Here is a 5,212-nt window from a genome sequence, read left to right on the forward strand (position 1 = left end):
ACAGATCACCAGCACCCGGCGGACCCTTCGACGAAGCAGTATCTCGGTCAAGATCAGCCCTGCCTCGATCGTCTTGCCGAGCCCGACATCGTCGGCCAGCAGGAGTGAGACGCGCGGCATCTGTAGTGCTTTGAGTAACGGCACCAGCCGGAAATCGTCCACCCGGACGGCGCCGAAGTCGGGCGCCGCGATCGGTGTACGGTCGAGCTCCGAGCTATGGGGCGCGATCTAGAGCTATCGGCCTGAGTCGGCTCCACCAGCCTGACTACAGGATTCCAAGGACCGGCGATGCCGTAGTTGCCCAGCCTCTGAAGCTCGATCACGCGACGAGCACCGCCGACGATGCCCGATCGAATCCCAGGCTCGCGTCCCGTAGCGACTCCCAAGGCCGCTCCGGGCTCAATTCCAGACTCGAAATCGTCGAAATCGTCGAAATCGGGCGATTGAAACTCAAATGCGTGTTGAAAGCGAGTTTCAACCAGCGATCGAGCTTCGATCGGGCCTTTCAGTCGTCTGACAACGTGCGATCGAGTTTCAATCACGGGTTGCAACTCACTTTCAACACGCGTTTGAAGCTCAAACACGGGATGCAACTCTCTTTCAATGCGCGTTTGAAGCTCGATTTCACGTTGCAGGCCGGTTTCAATGCGCGATCGAGACTCCTTTTCGGCCTATCTCAGGCTCCGAGCGCTCGTTCGAGCGTCAGGAGATGACGCTGGTTCCCGGATGACGGCCCCTACAGCTCGGCGACGAGCTTCAGCAGGTCCATCGAGCTGACGATGCCGACCGGCTTCTCGCGGCGGGTCACGATCACCCGGTGATAGTGGTTGCCGACCATGATCCGGGCGATCTCGGGCACCGTCGTCTCCTCGGAGACCGTGTCCGCGATCGGGGTCATGATCTGGCGCGCCTTCAGCTGCGGCTCCGCGGCGCTGCGGTTGACGTCGGTGACGCTGACCACCCCCAGCAGGCTACCCTCGTCGTCCTCGACCGGCGCTCCGGAGATCTTGTGCTCGGCCAGGATCTCGGACACCTGCCAGAGGGTGAGGTCGTCGCGGACGGTCACCACGGTCTCGCTCATCACGTCTTTCGCTGTCTGTTGCCTCATCGTCTCTCCCGTCCGTCACCGGTTCGGTACAAAGAGCAGCATACGGAGACCACCGCGGGCCGTCGACACGCTGGCGGGTGGGCAGGGCCGCCACCTCTGAGGGTGGTGCGGTCCGCATGGGGGCCGGACGGCGGAATTGCCCGTCTCAGCGAAGGTGTCACCAGACATCTGCAATGGCCTCCTTCTTGACGCTTGAGTCAAGAATCGGAGGCCAGCAGCAGATGACTAGGGGTCCGTCTCAAGGAATCGCAGTCAAGTTCTGGCAATCCTGAACATTTGACTAAGGCCCGGGTCTCACCCCGCTATCTCTATGCCGTAGGCGTTACTTTGTTGACAATCTAGCGAACTCTGAGTATCCTGCTTGAGGAAGTGGGTGATTTACCGGAGGACGCCAGACATGTTGGACTGCCAGAAACTGCCCGAGCTGTCCGAGCGTCGGTCGGAGGTACGCATGGAAAAGGCGAGCCGCGTGCTGGGAGCGACCGCTGTCTCCCGCATCGTCGCGTTCGCGCTTTACCTCCTGGGAGCTAGCCGCAGAGCCTTGTCCGAGTTTGTCCGGATGCCGTCTGACACGGTGAAGTCATTGATCCACAGAGTACTCAGCGACGGTCTGCCAGCCCTAGAGGACCGCCGGCGTAGAAGCTCAAGCTTCCTTCCTCCTGCGAGGAGACCCCCTTTACGGCCGTCGGTGTTTGTGGACGGTGAGACGCTGGTGGTTGAGCTGAGCGAGCAGATCAGAATCAAGATGCCACGCAGGAACAAGATCCAGTGCCGGACGATGCTCTTGACGTTTCTGGAAGGGGGCCTGCTGGGAACCGATGATGTTGCCAAAGGACTTGGACTCTCGAGGGACCGTGTGAGGGTTCTGGCGGCGAAGCTGCGGGAGCACGACGCTCCAGAGTTGATCGATCAACGCCGGGGCACGCAGCGCGACACTCGGGTCACGCCTGAGGTCAGAGCAGAACTGATCCAGCAGTATGTGCTCAACGCCGCCACGGACGCGAGCACCTCATCCCGGCAGCTGGGAGCGGACTTGGAGGAACGTTGCGAGATCAAGCTGTCGGGCCGCACGATCCGTCACCATGTTGCCAAGCTCGGGTTGCGCAATCTCGGCAGGACGCTCCGACAGTCACTGAGCGAGGCTAAAAAAAACTCCGCCGGATCGTAGCTGAGGGCGACCAGCGTCTGGCACCGATTCGGGCCGAGCTGCTGAAGCGCTGCCGACGACGGGGTCTCCAACAGGGGCGGATCCTTCGTCGATTCACCATTATGGTGCTAGCTCACGGCGGCGTCAGCCGGCGCGTGTGCGCCTGGTATCTGGGATGCTCGCTGAGGACGGTTCGCAGGTGGAGTGTGGCAGTGACGCAGACAAGCGAACTCTTCGATAAGGTCGGTAGAGGATCTCAGCCGCTGTTCGACGATGCCTCGCGGCTGAAGGTCATTGGCTTCTACTGCCAGAGCCCTTTGCCCGGCTGTCGGTGTTGGTCGTTCGCGTGGGCGGCAGGCTACTTGAATCGGCATCAGGAGATGCTCGGGCGCAGCATCAGCGCATCGACCATCCATCGGATAGTACGCGCTCACAGCTTGCGGCCCCATCTGGTCAGGTACTTCCTCCACATCTCCGATCCGGACTTCTTCCCGAAGATGGAGCACCTCATCGAGTTGTACATGAACCGGCCACGACACCTGTTCTGTCTCGATGAGTGCAACGGGCTCCAAGCGTTGGAGCGTTTGGCGCTGCCGATTGTGGACAACGAGGGCACGCGCTTGGAGTCGGAGTACAAGCGCCGGGGAACGCGTGACTTCATTGCTATCCTCGAGGTCGCCACCGGCCAGATGTTCGGACACGTGCGCCCCAACCATCTCAAGGAGACCCTCACTGAGGTCTTCTCCGAGCACGTCGCCCGGCAGCCAGCCGACGCCGTCTTACACTACATTTGCGACAACCTGGCGGCTCACTCGACCGAGGTCTTCTGCCGCGCAGTGGCCGAACACTCAGGCGTGAGCTATCCAGACTTGAAGACCGCCAAGCTGAGGAGGAGATGGCTACAGTCCGATGAGAAACGGATCATCATTCACTTCACCCCCTACCACGGTTCGTGGCTGAATCTGATCGAGATCTGGTTCGCCATCCTCCACAACAAGTGCCTCAAGGGCAGGAGCTTTGACTCGGTGGACGAACTCAGCGAGGCGATACTTACCTTCCTGGAGACCTGGAACGAACACTTCGCTCACCCCTTCAAATGGGCCTACAGGGGACAAGGCTTGGCCAAGAAGGTCGTGCGTCGATTCTGCCAATGGCTGACGCTCGAGTCCGACGCCCTGAAGCAGAAGTTCCTCCACAAGCAGGTCCGCCTCTTGACCAACCTGGCGCGAGACTACTGGAATCAAGTCCCAGAAAGGCTGTGGCGGGAACTACAATGCGGGCTCGCCGATCGCGAAACCTACCTGGAGCGATGCATGGCTGGATCCGAAGACACCGAGATCGCGATCGTGGCGCTACATCGACGTCTCACCGAGGCACTCACACCCAGCAGCCTTCAGGACTCATCCAAGGCCAGTGCCGTCGCTTGAATTGCCAGATCCGACCCCAAGATCGTTGGGGTGGACCCCTAGGCAGGAAGCCGATGTCGATGCTTCGAGCGAAGTCGATTCTCTAGCTCCATCTTCGCCAGAATCAGAGGCAGCCGCCTCTGAAAGAAGAAACGCTCGCATCGACACACTCTATGCCGAGGTGCGGGAGCTCATGACAGAGGACGAACCGTCTGAGCGACCTGAAGTCCGTGAACGCCTCAATGAGCTTCGAGAGCTTCAGCAGATCGAAGCCGACGCCATGCGCAGGCGGTTCGAGGCCAGGCTCTTCCTACAGCCGGGGGAGGGTTACGAAGCCCTCCGCAACGCCCGAGAGCTCCTAACAGAATATGCAGATCCTACCCCCAAGCACGAGCCCACCGACGCATCCGATTGAGCGTTCCCACAAGCCAAGAGCCGATGTCAGGGGTCGGTATGGCTATCGAAAATACCGCCCCTGTCTCCGGTGGGAGTTTGGCTTCACGTGTTCGTTCTGTCTTCTGCATGAGGCAGATCTCATGGAGCATGGTGTTCAAGGCTGGGGCGTTATAACCGTCGAGCATTTTGCACCAGTCAGCCATGACGAAACAGGTATCAATGACTACGGGAATTGCTACTTCTCATGCCGTCTGTGCAATGGCTCGCGAGGGAACGCCCCTGTCGTGGACAACGAGGGCCGCCGCCTTCTCGACCCGTGCACTGAAGCTTGGGGAGACCACTTCAGCCTTTCGGAAGATAGGCTAGTTCCCCTCACCAGAGACGCCCGGTATACCGCACGGGTTTATGGGCTTGATGATGAACGTAAGATCGTTCCAAGGCAGTCGCGTCGGGAACGGATGCTCGAATGGCTGGATGTATGCCGAGAAGGGGCCGACCTTATCGAGGGTCTCCTAGCCAGTTCCAAGAATGCAGGCAGTGCGGAAGGAGAGCTCCGCCTCCTGGAGGCAGCTGAAAATGTGCGGCGGTCCATTCACAGGGCAATCAAGGATCTTCAGCGATACGCAGCGATTCCACCAGATGCCGACGCTTCATGCCGGTGCGAGGGGAACGAGCACCTCGAGCTCCCTAGTTTCCTAGCATCACAGACAATCAATGACGTCGAGCTCCTCGATGGGGCTCTTGAAAATCCAGCTTCACTGACCTGAGCTTTGCGGCGGCTCGTGGCTGTCGCTACTCCTCGCCGCTTCGGTAGACTACCCGGGCGATGCCCACCGCGACTGCCGACGCCCTCGACGTCTTCCATCCCCTGATCCGCCGCTGGTTCACAGAAGCGGTCGGGGAGCCGACGGACGTGCAGGCCCAGGCCTGGCCGAAGATCGCCGCCGGCGAGCACGTGCTGATCTCGGCGCCGACCGGCAGCGGCAAGACGCTGACGGCGTTTCTGTGGGCGCTCGACCGGCTGTTCACCGGGCGCTGGGAGTCGGGGCGGGTGCGGGTGCTCTACGTGTCGCCGCTCAAGGCGCTCAATACCGACATCCGGCGCAATCTGTCGCGGCCGCTCGAGGAGCTGTCTGCGCGATTCCGGGAGGCGGG

4 protein-coding genes and 1 pseudogene are annotated in these 5,212 nt (G+C 60.8%); 3 read left to right on the forward strand and 2 right to left on the reverse strand.

The features are described 5' to 3' along the window. Positions 1-192 (reverse strand): annotated as a pseudogene (locus GY769_07595) (DEAD/DEAH box helicase). Positions 193-736: 544 nt separating this feature from the next. Beyond that, positions 737-1,108 (reverse strand): CBS domain-containing protein, encoded by a 372-nt coding sequence (locus GY769_07600; GenBank protein MCP4201780.1) that lies wholly within the window; start codon positions 1,106-1,108, stop codon positions 737-739. Between the two features lie 451 nt (positions 1,109-1,559). Here GY769_07600 and GY769_07605 point away from each other — a divergent pair, with 451 nt between their 5' ends. The 3 genes from GY769_07605 to GY769_07615 all read left to right on the forward strand — a co-directional run. Further along, the gene (locus GY769_07605) at positions 1,560-2,276 is read left to right on the forward strand and encodes a hypothetical protein (protein ID MCP4201781.1); all 717 of its coding nucleotides are present in this window, start codon (positions 1,560-1,562) and stop codon (positions 2,274-2,276) included. Between the two features lie 101 nt (positions 2,277-2,377). Further along, positions 2,378-3,682, forward strand: coding sequence for an IS630 family transposase (locus GY769_07610; GenBank protein MCP4201782.1), 1,305 nt, complete (start codon positions 2,378-2,380; stop codon positions 3,680-3,682). 1,201 nt (positions 3,683-4,883) lie between these two features. Continuing rightward, positions 4,884-5,212, forward strand: a 329-nt coding sequence (locus GY769_07615) for a DEAD/DEAH box helicase (GenBank protein ID MCP4201783.1), incomplete at its 3' end; no start/stop codon positions are given.

The sequence above is a fragment of the bacterium genome, from assembly GCA_024224155.1.
Classification (GTDB): domain Bacteria; phylum Acidobacteriota; class Thermoanaerobaculia; order Multivoradales; family JAHEKO01; genus CALZIK01.

What these genes read in the sequence shown, in the direction of transcription:
- GY769_07600 (MCP4201780.1), bottom strand. Translation starts at nt 1,108, where the DNA reads ATGAGGCAACAGACAGCGAAAGACGTGATGAGCGAGACCGTGGTGACC.
- GY769_07605 (MCP4201781.1), top strand. Translation starts at nt 1,560, where the DNA reads ATGGAAAAGGCGAGCCGCGTGCTGGGAGCGACCGCTGTCTCCCGCATC.
- GY769_07610 (MCP4201782.1), top strand. Translation starts at nt 2,378, where the DNA reads ATGGTGCTAGCTCACGGCGGCGTCAGCCGGCGCGTGTGCGCCTGGTAT.